The 22,755-nt window shown below is 68.3% G+C and carries 21 protein-coding genes; 9 read left to right on the top strand and 12 right to left on the bottom strand.

Annotation, left to right across the window (positions count from 1 at the left end; all coding sequences use genetic code 11):
- Genes ASF16_RS26520 through ASF16_RS06790 form a run of 3 tightly spaced genes read right to left on the bottom strand, consistent with a single transcriptional unit; the run spans position 1 to position 2,072 of the window.
- Entirely contained in the window at positions 1–1,203 is a 1,203-nt protein-coding gene (locus tag ASF16_RS26520) for a SycD/LcrH family type III secretion system chaperone (protein WP_200926873.1), read from the bottom strand.
- Complete coding sequence (locus ASF16_RS06795; protein ID WP_156371974.1) at positions 1,184–1,741, bottom strand: hypothetical protein; 558 nt, start codon at positions 1,739–1,741, stop codon at positions 1,184–1,186. Before ASF16_RS06795 ends, ASF16_RS26520 begins: the two co-directional genes overlap by 20 nt.
- Before the next feature lie 37 nt (positions 1,742–1,778).
- Entirely contained in the window at positions 1,779–2,072 is a 294-nt protein-coding gene (locus tag ASF16_RS06790; protein WP_056164678.1) for a hypothetical protein, read from the bottom strand.
- A gap of 190 nt (positions 2,073–2,262) precedes the next feature.
- On the opposite strand from ASF16_RS06790, the gene sctW reads away from it, so the two are divergent.
- The 5 genes from sctW to sctV all read left to right on the top strand — a co-directional run bounded on the left by sctW (position 2,263) and on the right by sctV (position 6,899).
- On the top strand, positions 2,263–3,366 hold the full coding sequence (sctW, locus tag ASF16_RS06785) for a type III secretion system gatekeeper subunit SctW (RefSeq protein ID WP_056164676.1): 1,104 nt from the start codon (positions 2,263–2,265) through the stop codon (positions 3,364–3,366).
- Between the two features lie 2 nt (positions 3,367–3,368).
- The gene (locus ASF16_RS06780) at positions 3,369–3,752 is read left to right on the top strand and encodes a hypothetical protein (protein WP_056164674.1); all 384 of its coding nucleotides are present in this window, start codon (positions 3,369–3,371) and stop codon (positions 3,750–3,752) included.
- A gap of 154 nt (positions 3,753–3,906) precedes the next feature.
- Positions 3,907–4,338 carry a hypothetical protein gene (locus ASF16_RS06775; protein WP_056164672.1) on the top strand — a complete coding sequence of 144 codons (432 nt, stop codon included), beginning with the start codon at positions 3,907–3,909 and terminating at the stop codon, positions 4,336–4,338.
- Positions 4,339–4,346: 8 nt separating this feature from the next.
- Complete coding sequence (locus ASF16_RS06770) at positions 4,347–4,766, top strand: M48 family metallopeptidase (RefSeq protein WP_156371973.1); 420 nt, start codon at positions 4,347–4,349, stop codon at positions 4,764–4,766.
- A gap of 12 nt (positions 4,767–4,778) precedes the next feature.
- Positions 4,779–6,899 (top strand): type III secretion system export apparatus subunit SctV, encoded by a 2,121-nt coding sequence (gene sctV, locus ASF16_RS06765; RefSeq protein ID WP_082516783.1) that lies wholly within the window; start codon positions 4,779–4,781, stop codon positions 6,897–6,899.
- A 104-nt stretch (positions 6,900–7,003) separates the two neighbouring features.
- Here sctV and ASF16_RS06760 read toward each other — a convergent pair whose 3' ends face one another.
- Entirely contained in the window at positions 7,004–7,336 is a 333-nt protein-coding gene (locus ASF16_RS06760) for an STAS domain-containing protein (protein ID WP_056164669.1), read from the bottom strand.
- A gap of 146 nt (positions 7,337–7,482) precedes the next feature.
- Here ASF16_RS06760 and sctD point away from each other — a divergent pair, with 146 nt between their 5' ends.
- The 3 genes from sctD to ASF16_RS06745 all read left to right on the top strand — a co-directional run bounded on the left by sctD (position 7,483) and on the right by ASF16_RS06745 (position 9,599).
- Positions 7,483–9,039, top strand: coding sequence for a type III secretion system inner membrane ring subunit SctD (gene sctD / locus ASF16_RS06755; RefSeq protein ID WP_056164668.1), 1,557 nt, complete (start codon positions 7,483–7,485; stop codon positions 9,037–9,039).
- Complete coding sequence (locus ASF16_RS06750; protein WP_056164666.1) at positions 9,036–9,290, top strand: hypothetical protein; 255 nt, start codon at positions 9,036–9,038, stop codon at positions 9,288–9,290. The genes sctD and ASF16_RS06750 overlap by 4 nt, the downstream gene beginning before the upstream one ends.
- Before the next feature lie 69 nt (positions 9,291–9,359).
- A complete protein-coding gene (locus ASF16_RS06745; protein ID WP_056164664.1) occupies positions 9,360–9,599 on the top strand; it encodes an EscF/YscF/HrpA family type III secretion system needle major subunit in 240 nt (79 codons plus the stop codon).
- A gap of 103 nt (positions 9,600–9,702) precedes the next feature.
- Here the strand turns inward: ASF16_RS06745 and ASF16_RS06740 are convergent, their stop codons facing one another.
- The 5 genes from ASF16_RS06740 to ASF16_RS06720 form a co-directional block, all read right to left on the bottom strand.
- The gene (locus ASF16_RS06740; RefSeq protein ID WP_056164662.1) at positions 9,703–10,185 is read right to left on the bottom strand and encodes a type III secretion system chaperone; all 483 of its coding nucleotides are present in this window, start codon (positions 10,183–10,185) and stop codon (positions 9,703–9,705) included.
- Positions 10,186–10,254: 69 nt separating this feature from the next.
- The gene (locus ASF16_RS06735; RefSeq protein WP_056164659.1) at positions 10,255–10,851 is read right to left on the bottom strand and encodes a hypothetical protein; all 597 of its coding nucleotides are present in this window, start codon (positions 10,849–10,851) and stop codon (positions 10,255–10,257) included.
- An 87-nt stretch (positions 10,852–10,938) separates the two neighbouring features.
- Positions 10,939–13,050, bottom strand: coding sequence for a hypothetical protein (locus ASF16_RS06730; RefSeq protein ID WP_056164656.1), 2,112 nt, complete (start codon positions 13,048–13,050; stop codon positions 10,939–10,941).
- A 162-nt stretch (positions 13,051–13,212) separates the two neighbouring features.
- Complete coding sequence (locus ASF16_RS06725) at positions 13,213–14,295, bottom strand: ABC transporter substrate-binding protein (RefSeq protein WP_056164653.1); 1,083 nt, start codon at positions 14,293–14,295, stop codon at positions 13,213–13,215.
- Between the two features lie 29 nt (positions 14,296–14,324).
- Complete coding sequence (locus ASF16_RS06720; RefSeq protein WP_056164650.1) at positions 14,325–17,063, bottom strand: MFS transporter; 2,739 nt, start codon at positions 17,061–17,063, stop codon at positions 14,325–14,327.
- Between the two features lie 140 nt (positions 17,064–17,203).
- Between ASF16_RS06720 and ASF16_RS06715 the strand changes: the two genes are divergently transcribed.
- Entirely contained in the window at positions 17,204–17,905 is a 702-nt protein-coding gene (locus ASF16_RS06715) for a GNAT family N-acetyltransferase (RefSeq protein ID WP_156371972.1), read from the top strand.
- Here the strand turns inward: ASF16_RS06715 and ASF16_RS06710 are convergent.
- From ASF16_RS06710 to ASF16_RS26000, 3 genes are read right to left on the bottom strand one after another with little or no spacing between them, the layout of a single operon-like run.
- Positions 17,884–19,968, bottom strand: coding sequence for a PP2C family protein-serine/threonine phosphatase (locus ASF16_RS06710; RefSeq protein WP_056164645.1), 2,085 nt, complete (start codon positions 19,966–19,968; stop codon positions 17,884–17,886). The two genes, ASF16_RS06715 and ASF16_RS06710, sit on opposite strands and share 22 nt — an antisense overlap.
- Positions 19,958–21,925, bottom strand: a complete 1,968-nt coding sequence (locus ASF16_RS06705) for a hypothetical protein (RefSeq protein WP_056164642.1) — start codon at positions 21,923–21,925, stop codon at positions 19,958–19,960. Before ASF16_RS06705 ends, ASF16_RS06710 begins: the two co-directional genes overlap by 11 nt.
- Positions 21,922–22,746, bottom strand: coding sequence for a hypothetical protein (locus ASF16_RS26000; protein WP_056164639.1), 825 nt, complete (start codon positions 22,744–22,746; stop codon positions 21,922–21,924). Before ASF16_RS26000 ends, ASF16_RS06705 begins: the two co-directional genes overlap by 4 nt.
- Between the last annotated feature and the right edge of the window lie 9 nt (positions 22,747–22,755).

Here is a 22,755-nt window from a genome sequence, read left to right as displayed (position 1 = left end):
TCAGTGCGTGGACGTGGACGTAGACGATTTGGCGCTGTTCATCAGCTCGAGCATGGCCTGCGCGCGCGACTTGAGCTCTGCGCGTTCTGGCGTGTCGCTCTGGCGCAGTACGAACTGCAGCGCTTCCTTGGCTTCTGCCGTGTAGCCCAGCGCGATCATGCATTCGGCGGTGTGGTACGTGGGCAGCGGGTCGCCCATGTCCATCAGCGACGCCATCGAGTAGTACTTGATGGCTTCCTTGTAGCTCTTGAGCATTTGCAGGCTGGCAGCAAACGCGTTCATGAATCGCTTTTCCATGTGGTTGTGGGTGACCAGGAAGCCGAATGTGCGCATGGCATCCTGGTATCGCGTCTGGCTGTACAGGCTGTGACCCAGGGCGTACAGCACTTCGTAGTCCGTGTCGTCGTAGTCGTAGACGGAACCCAGGGTTCCACCGTTCGTCAGCAATTCCGCAATCTGTTCTGGAAGATTGTCGGGAATCGAGACGGGAGCGTTTTTTGTATTCATGGGTGACTCTCGGGGGTTGGCTGGGGCTCGCGTTCGCGTGATCTCAGCGCATGTTGCCGATGATGGAACTGCGGCTGTCCTGCATGCTTCGTTGCGCTTGTTGGACAGGCTTTGCAGGCGCAGCATGTCCATTTGCTGGGAGTTGCTCATGCTGTCGATCTGCGACTTGACCTGCTGGATGAAACCATCGAGCTGGCCTTTGGTCGGCTGGGGCGTGGTTTCCGTGATGGATGCGATGCCCTTCTTGCCGCTGTAGTCGCTGGAGCGGAACGCCCAGTTCTTGGATTTGTAGTCGTCCGCTTCCTTTTTGCCAGCTTCGTCCACCTTGTGCGTGGTGCCGTCGCGCAGCTTCACTTCCCAGGACTTTTCGGCGCCGAGCTCGGGGGGCAGCGTGATGCCGGCACTCGCCGCTGCGGACTTGAGTTCCGCGGCGGAACCGGACATGTCAACCTTGTCGCCCGCCTTGGCATCCGAGGCCACACCGGCTGCTGCCTTGTTGAGCGAGCCCAGGATCTGATTCAGCTTGGAGATCTGGTCGTTCTTGGCCTGCACCGAAGCAATCTGGTCTTTCAGCTGTGCTTCGAGCAGATTGGCACGGTTGGATTGAACGGCCATCATGGCGGTTTCCAGATCCATGCCCTGGACATTGATGGAGCTGACGCCCCCGACATTTACGTTATTGCCAACAGTCGACATGATGGAGTCCTTCAAAAAATCTGTGGTGATTGATCTCAGCGCATGTTGCCGATGATGGAACTGCGGCTGTCCTGCATCTTGCTTCGTTGCGCTTGTTGGACAGGCTTTGCAGGCGCAGCATGTCCATTTGCTGGGAGTTGCTCATGCTGTCGATCTGCGACTTGACCTGCTGGATGAAGCCGTCGAGTTGACCTTTGTTGGCGTCAGCAGCCTTGGTTCCGCCGCCCAACTCCGTAGGCAGCGTGATGTTGGCACTTTGTGCTGCCGTCTTGATCTCGGCTGCCGTGGATGCCAAGTTGACTTTGTCGCCTGCCTTGGCATCCGACGCCACGCCGGCCGCTGCCTTGTTAAGCGAACCCAGCAGTTGATTGAGCTTGGAGATCTGGTCGTTCTTGGCCTGCACCGAAGAGATCTGGTCTTTCAGTTGTGCTTCGAGCAGGTTGGCGCGGTTGGACTGAACGGCCATCATGGCGGTTTCAAGATCCATGCCCTGGACGTTGATTCCTTGAGCGCCGCCAATACCGGAGATGCTTGACATAGTTTTCTCCTATTGAGATAGTTTGTTGATTTTTTTATCAAATCATGGAGCGGGGGCGACGTGCCCCGCCTGCGCCGGGCGCAGAAAACGAAGCGCGGGCCTGCTCTTCCTTCACATCCTGTTCCACCGCAGCCATGTCTTCCAGGAAGGCCTTCTGCGCGGCTTCGATACCCTTGAGGTCGAGCTGGGCGTCCAGGACACTGCGCACCTTCTCGGGGTCCAGGCCCTGGCTGCGGTAGAACTCGTCGGCGGCTGCCAGCTGGCCTTGCACTTCATCGATCAGCGCCTGAGCGCGGGCTACGATGTCCTGGGGGTTGTCTTGTCCTGCCATTTCGAAACTCCTGTTGATATTGGGCGGTGGTGGTGCGAAATGAGCCGCACGACACCGGGTAAGTAACCACCCCGCGGGTCCGGTTCCACGGTCGCGCAGAAATTTTCGGCAGGCCTGGCAGGGAACCCGATGGCGCCAGCTGTTACCCACCCAGGGGTGCCATGCGCGCGAGCCCATAAGAGAATTCCCTATGTCCAGAATCGAATCGTTCAACACCCCGTCTTTTGACAGCATGTCGTTGCGCGGCGGGCTGCAGGGCGGGGGCCAGGCTTTGGCCGGGCAGTACGCCGGCCAGCAGATCCATGTGGACGACGGGCTGTCCGTGCTGGCCGACGCGGCGGAAGAAATCAGCCTGCACCATTCGGAAAAGGCCGAGACCAAGCACGCCTCCGAACGCAAGAAGGAGGCCACCCGGCCCATGGAGCTGATGAGCCCCGAGGCCATCACGGCCTACATGGAGGCGGCCCAGGCCTTCGAGGACCCCGAGCAACTGGTGCAACTGGCCAAGCGGATGCTGTCCGGCCAGGGCGACCCCGCAGCCCAGGCCAAGCAGGCCTTCCAGGGGCCCACCGAGCAGTTCATGGCGCTGCAGTACGCGCTGCACCAGGGCGAGCGCGAAGGTGCGCCGGCCGAGGTGCTGGACGCGCTGCGCGAGGCCCTGGACGACCTGGAGATGGAGCACGGGCCGCGCATGCGGGCCGATGTCAACACCATCGGCACGGCGCAGGAGGGTGCACGGGGCCATGCCGATGTGGCGCAGTTCCAGTCCACCTACCGCGACGTGGTGCTGGGCAACCCGTCGCTGGCGGGCACCCTGAAGCTGGCGCTGGAGCGTTTTGGCGACAGCGACTTTGCGGCCGGATTGGCACGCCTGACCCAGGCGCTGGGCCAGGACCTGGCAGCCGCCCGGCCCTCGGCCGACCCCACGCGGCTGCAAAACCTGGTGCAGGACCTGTACCACCTGGGGGTGGCCTCGACGGTGCTCGATGCCAGCCGCGAGCTGCACGCCAAGATCAGCGAACAGCACGGCCCGCTCACCGGCACGCCGGTCGCACTGATGCAGGACCTGGTGGGCATCAGCGCCGAAAAATGGGTGTCGGGTGCGCGGTTCACCGCGCTGGCCGAGAAGTTCGGCGCCACCGGGGTGGAGGCGCAGATCCATTTCCTCACGGGGGTGAAGCTGCTGGTGCGGGACATGCCAGTCAAGGTGTTCGTGGACGGGGACCAGCGGCAGACGATTTTTCAGGCGGTGCAGGATGCGCTGGACGCCGCCATCGACAAGGAGGACTACTGACCATGGCGCATTTGCAACAGGCGCTGGCCGATTTCGGCCGCGATATCGGCCTGCCCACGCTGGAGAGCGGCCCGGACGGGGGCGTGCAGCTGCGTCTGGAGTCGGGCGCGCTGCTGGGGGTTGCCCAGCAGGGCGAGGAGGTGGTGGTGCACTGGGCCGAACCGGTGCGGTACGACATTGCTGCGCTGCTTTTGCGCGCCATGAAGCAGGCGGGCGATGCCCGCGATGCCGCCCAGCCCGTGCAGGTGGGCCTGCGCAGCCTGCCGTCCGGCGACTGGCTGGTGCTGGCCACCCGGTTCGCGGCCGACGGCGTCAGCGCCCGCCGCATTCGGGAGGCTTCGGAGTTTCTGCGCCAGTGGCAGGCCGACCTGGGCGGTAGCCGCTGACCGCGCGCGTGCGAACTCGCAAGCGGCAGAAGGCCACCACCGGGGCGCATCGGCACAACTAAACTGCGCGCGCCATGGAACTTCCCGGTGCGCGCGGTTACTGAAACACGCAAGGCTGCGCCCGCACCCTGCGAATCTTCTGGGAGCATGCTGTATGACGGATATGAGAATCAGCGGTCTGATGTTTGACCGGGGCATCGACAGCATTACCTACGCCCAGCAGGATGCGCAGGCCATGCTGCCCGAACGCGGTGAATCTGCCCCGCCCGACGTGGGCTCGCGCGCCCAGCTGTCGACCTTGCTGGACAAGCCCTCCATCGACGACTTCCTCGACACGGCCACCCGCCCGCAGATCGCCAACCGCGATCTGCTGGTTCCTTCGCGGTTTCGCGAGGCGCTGGACAACACGCTGCAGCAACTGCGTGACGCGGCAGCCCAGTGGCAGTCGCCTGCCGGCACCGAGGCGCCCGCCCAGGGGCGCGACGACGAGCTGCGCGTGCTCAACCGCGCCACCCGCTTGCTGACCGAAGAAGTGGGACTGCGTGACCTGGTGCAGATGTACCGCAGCGCCCTCTACCAGGGCTGATGGCGCACATGGCATCTGAAGCATCAGCAGCAGTGGCAGCAGCAACGGCGAGCACCGAGCCTTCTGGTGCAGTCCCGGCGGCAACCATCGAACTGATGGACCTGCTGGCCTTCGTGTACCTGCAAAACGGCCTGCCCGACAAGGCGGCCGTGCTGCTGGCCGCCCGCAACATCCTGGCGCCCGAAGATCCCCGGGCCCTGCTGTCGCTGGCACTGGCCCAGGTGCGCTCGGCCAAACCCCAGCGGGCCCTGAACACCCTAGAGCAACTGGCGCTGCTGGGCGCCATGGACGCTTCCTTTCATCTTGTGCGCGCCCAGGCCTTGCATGCGCTGGACCGCCGCGACGAAGCGGCGGCTGCGATGCGTGCCTTCGTCGCACAGCGCAACGCTGCAGAGCCCACCCCGGAGACCGCGCCCACCGGGCGCTGATTGCATTCCACCATGTCCCAGACTGCTTCGTTCTCCCCGTTCGCCCGCCTGCAGCGCTTCGTCCAGATACTCACCAGCCGCAACGACCTGATCCTGGCGTTCTTCCTGGTGGCGGTGATCTTCATGATGATCCTGCCCCTGCCGACCTGGCTGGTGGACGCGCTCATCGGCATCAACATGACGATCTCGGCCATCTTGCTGATGGTGGCCATGTACCTGCCGTCGCCGCTGGCGTTCTCGTCGTTTCCGTCGGTGCTGCTGGTGACCACGCTGTTTCGCCTGGGCATCTCGATCGCCACCACCCGCCTGATCCTGCTGCAGGGCGACGCGGGCCACATCATCTTCACGTTCGGCAACTTCGTGGTGGGCGGCAACCTGGTGGTGGGCCTGGTGGTGTTCCTGATCCTGACCATCGTGCAGTTCGTGGTGATCACCAAGGGCGCGGAGCGCGTGGCCGAAGTGGCGGCGCGCTTCTCGCTCGACGCCATGCCCGGCAAGCAGATGTCCATCGACGGCGACATGCGCGCGGGCACCATCGACATGGACGAGGCCAAGCGCCGCCGCAACATCGTCGAGAAGGAAAGCCAGCTCTACGGCGCCATGGACGGCGCGATGAAGTTCGTCAAGGGCGACGCCATCGCCGGCCTGATCATCGTGGCAGTGAACCTGCTGGGCGGCATCGTCATCGGCACCACGCAGCGCGGCATGACCGCTGCGGACGCGATGAAGACCTACTCCGTGCTGACCATCGGCGACGGCCTGATCGCGCAGATCCCGGCGCTGTTCATCGCCATCTGCGCCGGCATGATCGTGACGCGCGTGCAGACGGGCGACGGCCCCTCCAACGTCGGCAAGGACATCGGCCAGCAAGTGCTGGCGCAGCCCCGCGCACTGCTGATCGCTGCGGCCGTGGCGCTGGGCATGGGGCTGATCCCCGGCATGCCGCTGCCGGTGTTCCTGATTCTGGCGGTGGTCATTGGCACCATCGGCTTCACCATCCTGCGCGGCACCCGGCGCGTGGTGGACGAAAAAACCGGCGAGGTCACCGAGGTGCCCGCCATGCAGCCTGCGGGCGAGGCGCGCACCAAGCCCAAGGCATCGGACGGCAGCGACGAGTTCGCACCCACGGTGCCCTTGTTGATGGATGTGGCCGCGGGGCTGCAGACCAGTTTTGACGCCGGCATCCTCAACGACGAGCTGCTCAAGATCCGCCGGGCTCTGTATTTCGACCTGGGCGTGCCGTTCCCGGGCATCCAGCTGCGCTTCAACGAATCCCTGCCGCCCGAGAGCTACAACATCCTGCTGTCCGAAGTGCCGGTGTCGCAGGGCCGCCTGCGCCCCGGCTACCTGCTGGTGCGCGAAAGCCTGAGCAACCTGGATGCGCTGCAGATTCCCTACGAGGAAGACCGCAAGTTCCTGCCGCACATCCCCACCCTGTGGGTGGGCGACCAACTGCGCGAGCCGCTGTCGCGTGCGGGCATTCCGTTCATGGACCCCAGCCAGGTGCTGACGTACCACCTGGCGTTCGTGCTCAAGAAGTACTCTGCCGACTTCATCGGCATCCAGGAAACCCGCTTTTTGCTGAGCGCGATGGAGGGCCGCTTCCCCGATCTGGTCAAGGAGTCCACCCGGGTCCTGCCGATCCAGAAGATCGCCGAAATCCTGCAGCGGCTGGTGTCCGAGGACATCTCCGTGCGCAACCTGCGCGCCATCCTGGAGTCGCTGATCGAATGGGGCCAGAAGGAAAAAGACTCGGTGCTGCTGACCGAGTACGTGCGCTCCACCCTCAAGCGGCACATCAGCTACAAGTATTCGAGCGGGCAGAACATCCTGCCCGCCTACCTGCTGGCGCCCAGCATCGAAGACACCGTGCGCGGCGCGGTGCGCCAGACGTCAGCGGGCAGCTACCTGTCGCTGGACCCGGCGGTGAGCAAGCGGCTGGTGGAGAACATCAAGAAGGCGGTGGGCGACATCGGCGGCAACGCGCAGCGCCCGGTGCTGCTCACTTCCATGGACATCCGGCGCTACATGCGCAAGATGATCGAGCAGGACCTGTACGACCTGCCCGTGCTGTCCTACCAGGAGCTGACCCAGGAGATCAACATCCAGCCGCTCGCGAGGATCGACCTGTGAGCGGAAGCCGACCCTGGAGCGATGCTCCTGAATTCATAGCTGCTACCGCTTGTCCAGCAAGCGGTAGGGCCTATTTTTTCTTCAAATTGAACGCCCCGTCGGCGTTACACCTTGGCGAGGCCTTCGTCCAGCGTGGCAGTCACGGCAAACAGGGTCAGGAAGCCGCTCATGTCGAACACCTCGCGCACCATGTCGCGCAGGCCCACGAGCACCAGCTTGCCCTTGGTGGTGCGCAGCTTCTTGCCCGCCAGCAGCACGACGCGCAGGCCGGCGGAGCTGATGTAGTCCAGGGCCGAGAGGTCGAACACCAGGCGCTGGATGCCCGTGTCGAGCTGCTCGGTCACCACGCGTTCGAGTTCTGGCGAACTGCTGCTGTCCAGACGGCCACGGGGACGCAGGATGAGGATGTCATTGCGGCGTTCCTGTTCGAGATTCATGGACGCAGTCCTTCGGGGGTGAGGGGTGAAATGAGGGAGAAAACCGGGAACGGCGCATTGTATGGGCCGCCCTGCCAACCCGCGCGGATTAATTGCCCGGCGGCTGCCCGGCGTGCAGCGCGGGCGTCGGCCGCCGGAGGCGCACGATGAGCGCCACGGCAGAACTGCGCATCCTGACCGGCCGGCACGCCGGGGCGCGCGCACCCCTGGCGGGCGGCGAGCGCATGGGGGCGGACGACGGTTGCGACCTCATCCTGACCGACCTGGACCTGCCCTCCGACATGGGCGCCTGGGTACAGATTGCCATGGGCCGCTGGTGGGTGCGGTCATCGCCGCCGGAGGCGCAGGCACCGGCCGATGCCCCGCCGGCAGATCCCGCTTCCTCCTGGGTGTCCGAGCAGCCCTGGGGTGCCGTAGCCTACCTGGGGCAGGTGGCGATCACGGTCAGCGCGGCGGACGCCGCCTGGCAGGCCGTGCCGCACGGCCATGTGGATGCGGCTGGTGCGGCTGCAACCGCTGACAAAACCGCCGCAGGAACCAGTGTGACGGCGGCCAACGGCGGCTCGCCAACGCAGGCCTCCGGCACCGGCGACCCGATGCTGGCTGTCATTCCACAGAACGACGCGGCCGATCCACAGCACGGCCAACACCAAGCATTGGAGCAGGGCGGGCGTGCGGTGGACGCCGCGGTGCGCACCGGCGCGGGTGTGGCCGCAGGCGCCGCGTCGTCGCCCAAGGCGCGCCGCCGGTGGCAGCCGGCATTGATCATCGGCTTGGCGCTGGCGGCGTTGCTGCTGTCGGTGTTCTGGTCGTTGCTGAAGGGCCAGGGGGCCCAGCGCGCGGCCCAAGGCGCAGAGGCTTCGGAGGCCAGTGCCGCGGCGGCCGGGGCCGAAAGCCAGCAGCGCCTGCTGCGCGACATCCAGCTGGCCATCGCCCGTGTGGACCCCGGCCTGCGCATGCGCATCGAGGCGCTGCCCACAGGCGGCGCCCGGGTCAGCGGCTGGGTGGCAGACATCGCGCAGCTTGACCGTCTGGCGGAAGGGCTTTCCGGCATCCGCCCCGCGCCCGCGCTGGCGGTGCGCACGGCGTCCGATCTGATGGACGACCTGGTCGAAGCGGGCGGGCCGGACGCGCAGGCCCTGCGGTTCGAACTGCTGGGCGAAGGCCGGGTTCGCGCACATGGCCTGGTCATGGCACCGGCCGAGCGCGACAGGGTGCTGGCTCTGGTGCGCGCCCGCGTGCCGCCGGGCATCGAGATCGTGGACGGCCTGCGCGTGGCCTCCGCCCAGGGCGGCACGGTGCAGGAATGGCTGCGCACCGCGGGTTTCGCGGGCGCAGAGGCACGCTGGGACGGCGAGCAGATGGTGATCGGGCTGGAGATCGGCGGCCAGGAAAGGTCGCGGCTGGAGTCACTGCTCGCGCGGGCCGCCACGCCGCTCTCCGGCATACCGTTCGTGCTGCGCGCGCGCGAGGTCGGCCGCGCGCCGGTCGTGGCCGCGGTGCCGGCGGTGCCTGCACACGCCAGCAAAGCGCCGTTGCCTTTCAGCATCCGCAGCGTGGTGGGCGGGGCAGTGCCTTATATCGTGCTGGGCGATGGCTCCAAGCTGCAGCCCGGCGGCCGGCACGCGGGCTGGCGCCTGGTGGCCGTGGAGCCGGACCGGATCGTGTTCGACGGGCCGCGCTCCCTGGTGGTACTGCGGTGAAGCTGTTGCTGCCCGATGCCCACCCGGTAGCGCCCGACGAGCCGCTCAGCGAACTGGAGGCGCAACTGCGCGGCCCCCACGCCGACGTCGCCCGCGCCGACGCGCTGGCCCGGATCGCCGCCCTGGAGCAGCGAATGCGCGCCGTGCTGGCCGACGGCGTGCTCCCGGCGGACTATCCCGCGCTGATGGCAGTGCTGGACGCTTGCCAAGCAGCGCGTGAAGTGTTGACAATGGCGGTGCGCGCGCCCTGAAGGGGCCACGACGGCACCGTTATGCCTTTTTTCATCGTGTTCACCCTTTCTTGAATCAGGAGCTTTCCCATGCTGACAACCGGCGGTATTACTTTCAACTCGATCAACAGCTCCATCTCGCAAGTCACCTCGCGCCGCGAAGCCGACCTGCAGAACACCATCAACAGCCTGGGCGACAGCCCCAGCACCGGCGAGCTGCTCGGCCTGCAACAGCAAGTGCAGCAGTGGACCATGTTCACCCAGATCCAGAGCACCATCGTCAAGGAAGTGTCCGAAGCGATGAAGGGCGTGATCCAGAAGGCTGCCTGAGCGCGCGCACGCAGTGGCACCGCCCTCAGGGCGCTGCCACTGCGTCAATCAATCCAGGGGGGCCCGGGGCGACTGGGCTCGGGGCGATTTCGTCTTCAGGGCTTCACGCCCGCTGGTGGAAGAAGGCCATTCCACCCTGAGCCTCCGCAGTCAACGACTGCGCCGCCGTGCCCTGCGGCTCGCCGCCCAGGAAGGTGGACCAATCCTGCGCATGGTCCACAAAGCGTTCCACCGCCTGCACAAACTCGGCAGGTGCGCCCGGCACCCGCTCATCGAAACGCTGCGTCAGCAGCACCGACGCCGGTTCGTTTTCATCCAGCGACAGCGTGGCGCCGCCGGTGCCGCGCCAGAATCGGTTGGCGCGCAGCATGGCGGCCATCACTTCCTCGCGGCGTGCGGAGGGCACGGCGCCCAGCACCGCAAAGCAGGTGAGCGCATGGGCCGCGGCGTCGTGCTGCAGGTGCACGGCGATCTGGTCGAACGCCAGGGTGCAAGCGCCCTGTGCATCGAGTTCGACCGGGAACAGGCCCGCGGCCTGGCGCAAGGCATCGAACAGCGCACTGCGCGTTGCGGCGGTGTCGGTCATGGGAATCTCTCGCTTTCTTGTCTTCAAAGGTGGTTTCGTTCGCCCGGTGGCGGCAGCGGCACGGCCTGGTTACAGCGCACGCACCGACACGAGTGCCGACAAGTAGGCATCGCCGTCGGCGGCCAGGTCGTCCAGCGACGCTGCGCGGCCGGGTTGGGTCCAGCCCCATCGCTGCGGCTGGCTGCCGAAGGCGTCGTCCACCAGCACCAGCGTGCGTCCCTCGGGCCAGCGGCCGTCGGCGCGGGCTGCGGCGGCGCGCTCCTGCAGCAGGCGTGCCAGCGTGAATGCGCCCTCTACCGCCATGGCAGGCGTAGCGCCGGCCGTGCCTGCGCCATCCCCCGCCGGTGACCAGTCGCGCTGCATGAACAGCGCCACGTCCGGGCCTGCGCTGTAGCAGCGCAGCCGGGCATGCAGCCCGCTGCCGATGATGCCGAGCACCGCGTCACCACGCACGCTGCCACCGCGCGAAGACCAGGCCTGAAAGGCTTGGTCTGGGTCGAGTTCAGCCCATTGCGCAGCCACGCCACTGGCGAACAGGTGCGAGGCCAGGGGCTCCAGCGCGTGCACCACGCCCTGGGCGAGCGGTGGCGCGGGCAGGCCAGCACGGGCCAGCCAGCCAGAGGCCGCGGTGCTGGGGCGGGAAAGAAGACCGGAGAGCTTGTCCATGGTGCGTTCCGAGGTGTTGGTAGTCCGGGTGGAAAGTTGCGTGGCGGCTTGGCGCAAAGACCGGGGTGTCGGCGTTCCGGATGTGCGTCAGCGAACGCTGCGCGGGTCCAGCAGCGGTTGCTGGCGACTTGTGCGGACCTCGGCCAGGATGGACGATTCGCGCGCGACGTAGCTGACGTTGGAGATCTGTTCTTCCAGCGCCTGGATCTGCCGGTTGACCGCGGGGGTGCGGGGCTGGCTGCGCAGTGTTTCGAGCTGGGTCAGGGCGTCGGTGGTGCCCATGCCCAGCAGGCTGCCAACGCGCTCGGAACCCCAATCTTCGGTGCGCTCGGCGACCTGGCCCTTGGCCTGCAGGTCGCGCACATGCGTCTGGATGGCGCCGAGCCGGCTCTGCGCGGCCGCTTGCTCCCCGGGGGTGAAGCCCGGCCCCATCAGTTCGAGCATCTTGTCGGGCGTCATCGCCAGCAGTGCGGTGGCGGTCTTGGTGCTGACCACCTGGGGCAGCACGCAGCCCTTGAACGGCGGCGATTCGCCGGTGCGCGAACGCATCGCCGCGGGGTTCACATCGTTGGGGTGGGTCAGCTGGTCGCCGAAGGCGATGTCGTTGTCGATGCCGATCACGCCGGTGACGCGGCCATCCGCGCCTTGCTGCACGATGTAGTTGTGGCCGTGGCGGTCCACCTGGCCGCACAGCGCATCGAGCCACTGCAAATCGGTGGTTTTCTCGCGCAGCACCGGGTCGGAGAAGTCGAACGCCACGAAGGCATCCTTCTCCTGCACCGTGGTGTCGCCTTCCATGTTTTCAACTTCCATGGAGTTGATCAGCTGGATGCCCCCTTCCACCAGCTTGCCGTCCACGAAGCCTTTTTCCCGTGCGTAGGCCGTGGCCAACTCGGGGCTGGCGCTCAGCTCGGCGCGCTTCTCGGGCGACAGCGTCACGACCACATCCCCCGACTTCAGCGGCGACAAGCCTGGCGCGAACGACATCACCAACCCCATCCGCTGCTGGCCATCCACCTCGTGCACGCCGATTTCGGCTTTGGGTGTCACGCCCATGCCCAGGTGCTGGTCCAGCCGGTGCACCGCCACGTTGCGCTGCTCCATCACGGGCCGATCGGTGTTGATGCCAGACGCCGAGACCGCATCAGGCTGGGCGCCCCCCGGCACGGAGGGCTTGAACACGCCGGTGAAACGTGTGCCGTCGCTCAACTGGTAGTGGCCCTTGAACACCGTGTTGACCGCGCCGCTGCCCAGCTTCGTCAAGCCGCCGCCGGCCTCCGGGCTCCTGTCGAGCGCCTTGTCGTTGAAGGCCAGGCCCGCTGTCTCGGGGCGGATCGGCACGCCGGTCTGCGCGTACTGCTGCGCCAGGCCTTCGGGCATCTTGAGCTTGATGGCCTGCACCAGCGACTCTCCGTCCAGCGGCAGGCTGAACAGCCTTTCGACGCCCGCCTGCAGTTCGGCGGGGTTCATGCCGCTGGCGCGCAGCTCGGTGGTCACGGCACGAATGTCCTGCAGCGACAGCGGCGGCTTGTGTTGCGAGAACGCGCGCGCATCGGCAACGCTCAGTCCCTCGGGCATGCCTTCCCTGCCGATCTGGTCGCGCAGCCCATCGAGCTGCGCGCGCTGGGCCTGCACCTGGCTCTTGAGCTGGGCGATGTCGTCCCGGTGACTGTGGCGCGAATTGCCCTGCGCATAGGCGTCGCAGGAGCGTTCGAGCTCGCCCAGTTCCTGCGACAGCTTGTGGATTTGCCCCTCGGCATAGGCCTTGCGGGACTCCGGGGTGGTGGGCGGTGCGGGCGCGCGGTCGCTGCCGGCGGCCTGGTGAAAGGACTCGAGCTTGTTCAGCACTTCCTTGTAGCCGGTGGAGCGGTGCAGCACGGTGATGCCGAACAGCTTCCAGTCACGCTTGGGCTCGCCCACGGTGTCGCGCAGCGCGGTGGGTGTGGCCAGCGCCTCGCGGCGCAGCGCTACCGGCGCCTGGGGCGCGGTGGTGACGGTGCGCTCCTGCAGAGACCGTCCGCTCGCGGGCTGGGGTGTGGCGCGCAGCTCTTCGCCCAGCGATGCGTGGGGCGGGGTGGCCAGGGCGGTCACGGTGTGGCCGCCGAGCTTTCCCTGCACTTCGCCGCTGCCCGTCGGGGCGGTGCCTGAGGTCCAGGTCGGAGCCGTCGTGGTACCGGTCTGGATCGGAGAAAAGGACATGGCTGCTGCTCCTGGCGGTGCGGGGAATGGGTGGGGCGGCCTCAAGGCCGCGGGACTGCCGCCCGGGCGCCAAGGCGCGGGCGGTGCATGGACTTGGTAACCCCGCCGTGCAAGAGGTTCCATCGCGCCCGGCCCACGGCGGCGATGGATGGCGTTGCGCGCCTACTTCGCCGCTGCCTGCGTTTCCACGTTGATGACTTCCGCCACGTTGAGCAGCAGCATGGGCGGGTACAGGCCCAGGGCCTGCACGGTGCGCATGTTGATGAGCAGCGAAAAGCGCTGCAGCGTCGACGCCGGAATGTCCTGGGTGCGTTTTTTCTCGACCAGGATCTGGCGCGCCATGGACCCGGCGTAGCGGCCGATGTTGGCGCCGTTCGAGAACAGCCCGAACATGCAGCCCGACTGCCGCACGATGCTTTCGGTGGCGCAGAAGGTCGGCAGCTTGTTGTACAGCGCGGCGGCAGTGACGGCATCGCGGTGCGTGAAGGCCAGGAAGGTGATGGGCCCCACATACAGCAGGTCGGCGCCGCGCTCGGCCAGGCTCTTGACCTGTGCGGCGATCTGCCCTGGGTCCGGTGCGCCGGTGGGCAGCAATGGCAGGGCGGCCTCGACGACTTCGAAGTTCTGCGTCTTGGCCAGGTCCTTGAGCCGGTCGCGGATGAGCGCCGAATTGGGCTCCACCGGGTTGTGCAGATAGCCCAGCTTGGCAAAGGGGCGGTAGGCGCGGATCGCGTTGAGCTGCACCGGCAGGGGCGCCACGTGGCTCACGCCCGTCACGTTGCGCGCGGGATGCTCCAGCGTGGGGAGCAAGCCGGCGCCTACCGGGTCGGTCACTTCCGTGAAGACGATCGGGATGTCGCGGATCGGGTTGCCGGCGTTGGGCTGGTCGTGGCGGCCTGCCAGTGCCAGCGACGTGGGCGTGCCCCACACGTAGATGAGGTCCGGGTTGGCTGCGCGAACCCGGCTGCGCAGGTCGGCAATGTCGTCGGCCTTGCCCGAGTAGCGGATGTTGACGTAGCGCACCGGCACGTCCTGGCGCTGCAGGTAGCTGGTGAACCCAGCCTCGATGTTCTGCTCGTCGCGCGGCAGCACCATGGCCACGGTGTAGCGCGCGGTAGCGGCCGCCACCGCGGCGGCGGCACCGCTCGATGATGCGGCGGGGGCGGGCTGCTGCGCCTGCGCGCCAAGCCCGCAGAGAATCGATGCGGCCGCCAGGGCCTGAAGTGCTTTGGAAACGAAGGGCATGAATTTCTCCTGTGTGCCGGGCACGGGCGTTACGCGGCCACGCCGGCGCGCGGTGCCACGCGCAGGCCGGCCAGCAGTCCCAGGGTGGCAACCGTCAGCAAGATGCCGACCGCGACGACCGCCCCGGCAAAACCGAAGGCCGTGACCGCAATGGCCGTCACAAAAGGGGCGACGATGCTGCCGGCCCGCTCGATGAGGCGGAACGCCGCCAGCGCCTGCTCCGGCGTGGCCGTGGCCTTGCCGTCGGGCTGGTGTTCGAACACCTCGGTGGTCAGTGCGATTTGGGGCGACGACTGGAACGCCTGCCCGAAGCCCAGCAAGGCGCAGCAGGCGGCCATGCCCCAGACACCACCGAGCGCCGGCAGCGACAGGCAGGCCAGCACGCTCAGCGCGCCACCCAGCACGATGAAAGGCTTGCGCTGCCCCAGCAGGTCCGACCAGTGCGCCACCAGCGTGGCGGTGGACGCAAAGCACAGAAAGTACAGCAGCAGCACGCGGCCTGCCACGGCGGGCTGCTGCTGCAGCTCGCTCATGTACAGCGGCACCACCACCGACAGCACGGTGACGGCCACCAGGCGGCCGGGCAGGGCGGAGCCCAGGATCACGCACACCGCGCGGGGTTCGCGCAGCACGGCCCAGTAGCCGCGCCAGCCGCCCGTGGTGGCCAGTCCGCGCTGGGCGGCCTGGGCGCCCATGGTGGCGCTGTCGAGCGACAAGCGCATGGCGGCCACCAGGGCGGCGGCCATGCACAGTGCGCAGGCCACGAAGCCCGCCACATCGCCAGCGCGCGCCGCGATCATTCCGCCAAACGGCGGGCCCACAATGCCGGCTGCGACGATGGCGGCGGCCACTTCGGCCAGCCCACGCGCGCGCTGCTTGGGCGGTGTGATGCGAACGATGGCGGTCTGCACCAGGATCAGCGCCAGCCCGTAGGCCGCGCCGCCCGTGGCGCGCAGCGCGATGAGCGTCCAGGCATCCTTGGCCCAGGACGTGGCGGCCAGCGCGAACATGCCGACCAGGGCCGACAGCACCAGGCTCCATCGCAGGTCGAATCGCTTGGCCAGCGCCGGGCCCAGCGGCTGGGCCAGTGCCAGCGTGGTCATGAACGCAGCGACCGGCAGGCCCGCCACCATGGTGGGCGACAGCGCCACGTCGAACGGACGGACCTCGCTGGCGAATACCGTGAAGAACGGCCGCAGCAGCTCTTCGGACAGCGCCACCAGAAAGACGGTCAGGCGCAGCAGCGTCAACTGCGACGCGACGGCGGCGGGCACTGCCGTGGCCTCGGCGCGGTCGCCCTGCCGGTGGCCCGCAGCCTCCAGCAGCTGCGCGCGGCACTCTGCGGCGTCGCGGTCATGGGCCTCGGCCGCGTCGCGCGCAACCGCGTGCCGGCGTTGCCAGCGGCGTTGCACGCGCTGCCAGCCCCGGGCCTGGGCGTAGGCGGCCAGCGGGTACAGCAGCGACTTGCGCCACAGGCCGCGCGACAGCTCGCGCACCAGCACCGCTGCAATCACCAGGGCCAGCACCAGATCGAGCAGCATGCCGCCCAGCTGGCGGTTCACGTAGTCGGCAGGGTAGCCCACCACGATGCGCCCGCCATCGGGCGTGACGTTGATTGCGCGCTGGGAGAAGTCCTCCTCGCTCTCTCGCCGCTGGCCCGCGGGCACATCGCCGCCCCAGGTGGTGTGCGTGGCGGCGGCATCGCCCTGGCGCAGCGCCAGGTAGCTCAGCTCCGGTGCCTCGGCCAGCTGTTTCTTGAAGAGCTCGTCCATGCCGTTCAGCTGGCTCCATGGCACGCCTGCGGCGAGTGCACGGGCCACCTGGCCGGACAGGGTGCGGGCCACAGCGTCGGCGTTGTTCTGGATCTGCTCGGTGACGAAGGGGCGGGCGGATTCGCGCGCGATCCACACCATGGTGGAGGGCGCTGCCACCCCGGCCAGCAGCAGCGCCAGCCACAGCGCCTTGCCGTAGCCTTGGGTGCGCGTGCCGTTCGTACCGTTCGTACCGGTGGTTCCGTTCGAGCCATGGGCCCGGTCGGTGCGGGCTGTGGGGTCCGCTTCCATGGCGCGACTGGCGCCATGGCGGCGGCGCTGCAGCGACTCGATCACGCGGGTGCCCCAGCGGATCAGCGCCCACCAGGTCAGGAACAGCGTGCCGACAATGAGGGGCAGCGCCTTGAGCACCATGCTGGTGGCGGCATGGTGGGCCTGCTGCCGCACGACGGTGGGGTCCAGCGCCGCCCAGATGGTGGCGGCAGGCGTACCCGTCGAATCGAACATGACCGTGCCCACGAAGACGCCCCGGCCCGTGGTGCGCACGCTGGGGGGGTGGTCCGGGCCGCCGGTGCGCAGCGGCGCGTTCCAGCGCCCGTCGATGGCGGTGCGCAAGGTCTCGTCGCCGGCCTTGGCCACCGGGTCCCCGCGGTCCGTGTGCACAAAGACGGCGCGCAGCGCCTTGTCCTCGGACTGCATGCGCTGCAAGCGCTCCACCAGGGAAGTCTGGTCGGCCACCGCCACGCCGAACTGCATGCCGCGCTCCGCCTCGTCCGCCACCTGCTGCAAGAGCCGCACCACCCGGTCTTGCGACAACTGGGTGAGCAGTTGCTCGGTACGCCAGGCGATCAGCACGAGCGAGAGCCCGAACAGCGCCAGCGAGAAAATCGCCGCGAACACCAGCGATTCGCGGCACAGGCGGGGGCGCAGCGCCGCGAGATCGACGGACGCGGCAGGGCTCTGCGCGGCGCCTTCTGTGATGGTGCTGTCACTCATGAGGTATACCCTTTGGCTTGGCTGCGATGCAGGGGCTTGCTTTGCAACAGCCACGTTGTCGTGCAAACTCGCACGCTGCTGTCGGAGTCTCTGGTTTGCTGTCGTCGATTCAACTTACGCCCCCGTCCCTGTCGCCTGATGTGGCATTCGCCCATCTCCCGGATCTGAGTGCCCACATCCTTTTGCCGCGTGACTTTGCGGCATGGAGCGCGCTGCGCGACCGGGTCATCGCCGACTTGCCCAACCCCGACTTCTATGTGCGCGAAGACGATGAGCAGGCGTTCTTCGAGGCCCACACGCAGCCCCGGGGCGAGACCATCGGTGTGTTTGCGCACGGCGCGCTCGTCGCCTATGCCATGGTCGGGTTTCCCGAGGCGGATTCGCCCGAGAACCTGGGGGCCGTGATCGGCATCGAGCCGGAACTCCACGCCCAGGTGACCCACCTGTCGAGCTGCATGGTGCTGCCCGAGTGGCGCGGCCGCAAACTGCAGCGCACGCTGCTGGCCGCGCGGCTGGCGCTGGCGCATGCGCGCGGCCGGCCGCTGTGCATGGCGATGGTGTCCCTGCTCAATCACAGCAGCAGGCACAACCTGCTGCGCCAGGGCCTGCACATCGCGTGGACGGGTGTCATCGACGGCCTTCAGCGCCATGTGGCCATGATCGACCTGCAACACGGCCTGCATTTCGACATGGGCGACGAGAAGCTGCTGCAAAGCGATGACTTCCATGCCCTGCAAGAGGCCTGCACCGCTGGCTACACCGGCATCGGCGAGGTGCGCGATGCATCGGGCGTGCGCCTTCGGTACGTGCGGCACCTGCATCACGACCGCGCTCCCTGGTAGGTGATGGCCACGACGGTGATGTCGTCCGCCTGCGCGGCCCCGGCCTCGAACGTGCGCACTGCCTGAACCACGCGCTGCGGCACGCCGCCCGAGTGGCCCTTGTGCAGAGGGTCGGCACCCACGGCCACCATGGCGTCGAGCAGCGCCTGGTCGCCGAACAGATCGCCTTCGGCATTGTTGGCCTCGGTCACGCCGTCCGTGTACAGCAGCAGCGTCTCGCCGGGTGACAGCATGACCTCGCCTTCGTTGTATTCCTGGCCCTCCAGCACGGCCAGCGCCATGTTGGTGCCGCGCTCGAAGAAGGTCGCCTTGCCGTCCCGCAGCCGAATCGGCGGGTTGTGGCCGGCGTTCACGTAGGTCAGCCGTCCGCTGCTCAGGTGCAGCACGCCGTAGAACACGGTGACGAACATCATCTGGTCGTTCTCGGCGCACAGCTGGTCGTTCAGCGCGGCGATGGTCGCGCCGGGCAGGCGCAGGAACAGCGCATTGCTCTTGAGCAGCGTGCGCGAGATCGCCATGAAGAAGGCGGCCGGCACGCCCTTGCCCGAGACATCGGCCACCACGATGGCCAGGTGCTCGTCGTCGATGGGAAAGTAGTCGTAGAAGTCGCCGCCCACTTCCTTGGCGGGAATCATGGTGGATGCGATGTCCACCTCGTCCATGTCGGGCGCTGACCGCGGCAGGATCGACAGCTGCATCTGGCGCGCGATCTCCAGTTCCTGCTGCAGGCTGGCCAGCATGGCCTGTGTCTGCACGGCGGCCTGCAGCTCGCGCAGCAGCTTGAGCAGGCGGCTTTGCTGCGTGCTCACCAGGCCCGACATGCGCCCCAGAATCCCGGCCAGTTCGGCCAGCTGGTTGGTGCCGCTCTGCACGGTTTCGGCGACGGGCGTGGGGATTTCGCCCCGCGTGGCGAGCGACGCAAGGATCTCCTCGCGCGACGCCGGGTCCAGGCTCTCGGCCAGCGAGCGAAGCTGGTCGCGGATCAGGCGCTCCTGCTGGTGGCGGATGCGGATGCGTTCCTGCCGCAGGGTTTCCAGGTTGAGCAGTTCCGAACGGATGGCCACCACGCCCCGCGCGATGGCGCCGGACTCGTCCTCGGCCTCTTCCTCGCCGTCGTCCAGCGACGCATCGGTGGCCCCGCTGGCCAGCGCCTTGAGCACCCCCACCGAGCGGCTGAGCGGCTCCATGGCGTGCTGCATGTAGGCTGCCAGGCCCATCACCACCAGGGCGGCAAACAGCAAGGCACCGCCGGCCGCCGCCCAGTTGAAGAACTTGTCCGACCGGTACTGCGCGGTGACGTCCTGCGCCCACACCAGTGCGCCCACCACGCGCCTGTCGGGATTCATCACCGGTTGGCTCACCAGCTGCAGCGCGCCCTGGCCGGTGGCGGATGTGGTCGACAGCGGCAGGATCAGCGCCTGCGAAGACCGCACGGGCACCACGGCGCCGGTGGCGGCCAGGCTGCCGGGCTGGGTGCCCAGGGTTTCCTTGCCGCGCATGTTGACGAGGAAGATGTCACCGCCCAGGTAGGCGGCCAGCTCGGGCAGCCGCTGTGCGACGTCCTGGCCGATGGCCAGCGCACCGCCGTCGAAGCCGCGCACCAGCACCCAGTCGTACTGGCGCGGCGCCACCTGGCTCAGGCCGCGCACGCCCGAGGGCGATTCCATCGCAGCCTTGACCCAGCCGGATTCGGCCAGCGGCTGCGGGTCGAACCCGGGCTCGGTGGTGGAGATGAGTCCGCCGCCGGGCCCCAGGATGTCGATGCGCAGGCCCGGTGCCTGGCGCACCGCATGCGCCAGCAGGGAGTCGATGCGCTGCTGCGCACCGGGGGCCTGCAGGTTGCGAAACGATGGGTCTTCCAGCAGCTTGCGCGCCAGCGCGTCCTGGCGGTCCAGGCTCTCGTTCTGGAGCTTGTCCCACGCAATCCGCTGGCCCTGCAACAGAGCCTCGTTGTAACGCTGCGCCCAGCGCTGTTCGCCGAGCCAGCCCATCATGCCCAGGGCGGTCACCAGCAGTGCCATCGCCAACAGCAGGATGAACATGATGCGCCGCTTAAGCTGCATCGTTGTCCTTTCGTGTCGGCTGCCAGGGCTGCGGACGGGGTTGGGCCCACCAGCTGGCCCCAACGGCCAGCGTGGCGACGAGCATCAGGCTGGTGGTCGGCAGGCCCGCTGCCGCGATGCCGCCAGCGAGCAGGGCGCCGATGGCGGCTCCGAGCAGCGTGGCAGACGCCGTGGTGTGGCGGGTGCGCTGTGTCGAGGTCACGGCATGGCCCAGCAGGTACGCCGTGAGCAGGGCCGCCACCGACAGGGCGGCGATGTGCCAGGCGCCCGCGCCAGGCAGTGCCAGGGCCAGTGCATTCAAGGTGGCTGCCACCCCCAGAGCCGCGCCGGTGTGGCGGCGCCGGCGCAGGGGATCGAGCAGACCCCCCAACAGTCCGACACCCAGTGCACTGGCCACTGCGGCTTCAGAAAGTCCGTGGGGAATGGCAGTGGCCGCCACCCAGCCCAGCACCATGAGCAGGCCCGACGCCGCCGCGGTGCAGGCCGTGGCGCCCCATGCGCGCAGACCGGTGCGGGCCGCCGCCGTGGGCTGCGGCAGGTTGCGCCCGCCGACCCGGTGGCGCCAGGGGCTGCGCGGCTCGTTCCAGCGCAGCAGCAGGAAGCTGGCGCACAGCAGCGGCAGCGTCAGTGCCAGCCCGCCATACAGCCCGCCGAGCGCGGTGAACGCGACCGAGCCCAGTGCCGGGCCGAGCCAGACCGTGGCGCCCACCCAGGCCCCGATCGCTGCCTTGGGCCAGCGGGGCATGGCGTGCTTGAAGTCCTGGCGGCGCGGCACCTGCTCGACCGTCATGCAGGCCGCCAGCGCGGCACCGGCGAACCCGCCGCACCACAGCGCCACGACCGGCAGCAGGTGCAGGGGGTTGTATCCCGTCAATGCGCCCGAGGCCAGCACCAGGGCCAGTGCGGCCAGCCCGGCGCAGGCCGAGAACAGCACCGACAGCACAGGCCAGCGCCGGCCCTGCGTGATCCAGGCGGCAACGGTGGCAGCGACGATGAACGCGGCAGGCAGCAGCGCGAAGTGGAGGGGGGCGATGTCGGCCACCGCGCTCGATGCCGATGCGGCCAGCCCCAGCAGAGCCATGGCAGCAAGGGTCATGAGCAGGCTGGTCCAGAAGGACTGCGCCTCGGCGGCCACCACACGCACCTGCGTGAGGCCGTGGTCGGCAAATCGGTGGGTGCCCTGGGCTTCAGCCAGCAGCATGTCCAGGTATTCGCGCCGCTGGGCCTGGGGCTCGGTCTGGCGCAGCGACGAAATCAGGCGGCGCACCCGGGTGAGTGTTTCGTGGACGCCGCGCACGGCATGGCCCAGCTGCTGCGCCCGCAGGTCGAACCCGCGCCGGTGCGGCAGCACGATGGACCGGTCGTAGCGCCCGCTGGCAATGGCGCGCATCGCCAGCCGCACGGCATGGTTGCGCAGCTTGACACCCTGGGCTTCAGAAAAGCGCGCGGCCAGGAAGGCCAGCGCCGCCAGCAGCAGCACCGTGGGCAGCAGCAGGATGGCGGCCGAGCGTGCAAACGGCCCGGCGCCTGTCTCCTGCAGGGCCAGGCGCACGGTGCCGCGCGGCTCGCCGCGCACGGTGATGGGTGCATCGGCCACGGTACCGGCAGTCGCCTTCGCGGACCTCTCCCGTTCCACGAACCACAGGACCTTGCCGGGCCCCTGCAGCAGTGCGATGGACTGGATTTCGGCATGGGCGCCCAGGCGCTGGTTGAAGAGTGCCTCCACCCCCACCAGGCCCTCGAGCGGGATGCCGATGTCCAGCGCGTGGCCGATGCGCTGGCTCAACGAGTCGGCCATGAGCTGGGCGCGCACGCGCTCGCTCTCTTGCCGCATGCCGCGCAGCTGCTCGTACGTGTTCCAGGCCAGGGCAGCGGCCGCTGCCAGCAGCAAGACCAGGGCGACGCTGCCCAGGCGCAGGGCGGCATTGGGGCGACGGGGCCTGCGGTGGCTGCTCATTCCAGGCGCTCGCTTTCGTCCAGCCGTGCCAGGCAATCGTCCATGCGCGCACGCACCGCAGCCGCTTCGGCCAGAGACTGGGCCATGCGGCCGGTGCGCTCGTAGGACTGCCGGCGGTATTGCGGTGCCAGGGCCCAGCGCGCGGCCGCCCAGCCGATCACCACCACCAGCACGAAGATCGCCAGGGTGGTGAGCAGGATGGGGCTGAGCAGCTTGTCGCGCAGCGAGCCGCCGTCCACCCACTGCAGGGCCGGTGCCGGGGCTGCGTAGCTGGTGCTGATGTGTCCCACCACTTCGCCGAAGGCGTTGTGCAGGGGCAGGCCCATGACGGCCTCGGTGCCTACCAGGGCAATCCAGGTGCGGTCGCCGTGGGCTCCGGCTTCGGCGGCCTGCGCGACGCGGGCATGCAGGGGCTCGCCAATGGCGCCGCGGTCGGTGCTGAACAGCGCGATGCCGGCGCGGTCGACCACGTCGATGGCATGCAGTTGCCGGTCGCTGGCCAGTGCCTTTTCAAGCCGCGATGGCATGGCACGGTGGTCGGGAAGGTCCAGGCCCAGCGCCAGGTCGCCCTCGATGGACTCCTGCAGGCCGGCCAGCGTGAGCGACAGCCGGGCGCGCTGGATGCCCTGTTCTTCCTGGGTGCGGATGTTCAGCAGCAAAAAGGCGATGAGAACCACGCCTGCCAGCACGATCAGCAGCCACAGCCCGGCCAGCTCCCACAGCGCCGCAAACCCGGGCTTGGCGCCCACGGGCGGCGTGGCCGGCGCGGCAGCACCGGGCTGCGCCGGGGTATCAACGGGTGAAAAGGCGGCTCCGCTCATGCCACAATG

Origin of the sequence: Acidovorax sp. Leaf78 (assembly GCF_001422735.1) — a bacterium.
In the GTDB taxonomy this organism is placed as follows: Bacteria; Pseudomonadota; Gammaproteobacteria; order Burkholderiales; family Burkholderiaceae_C; genus Acidovorax.
The sequence above is the reverse complement of the archived record's forward strand: the minus strand, read 5'-3'. Positions and strand labels throughout refer to the sequence as shown.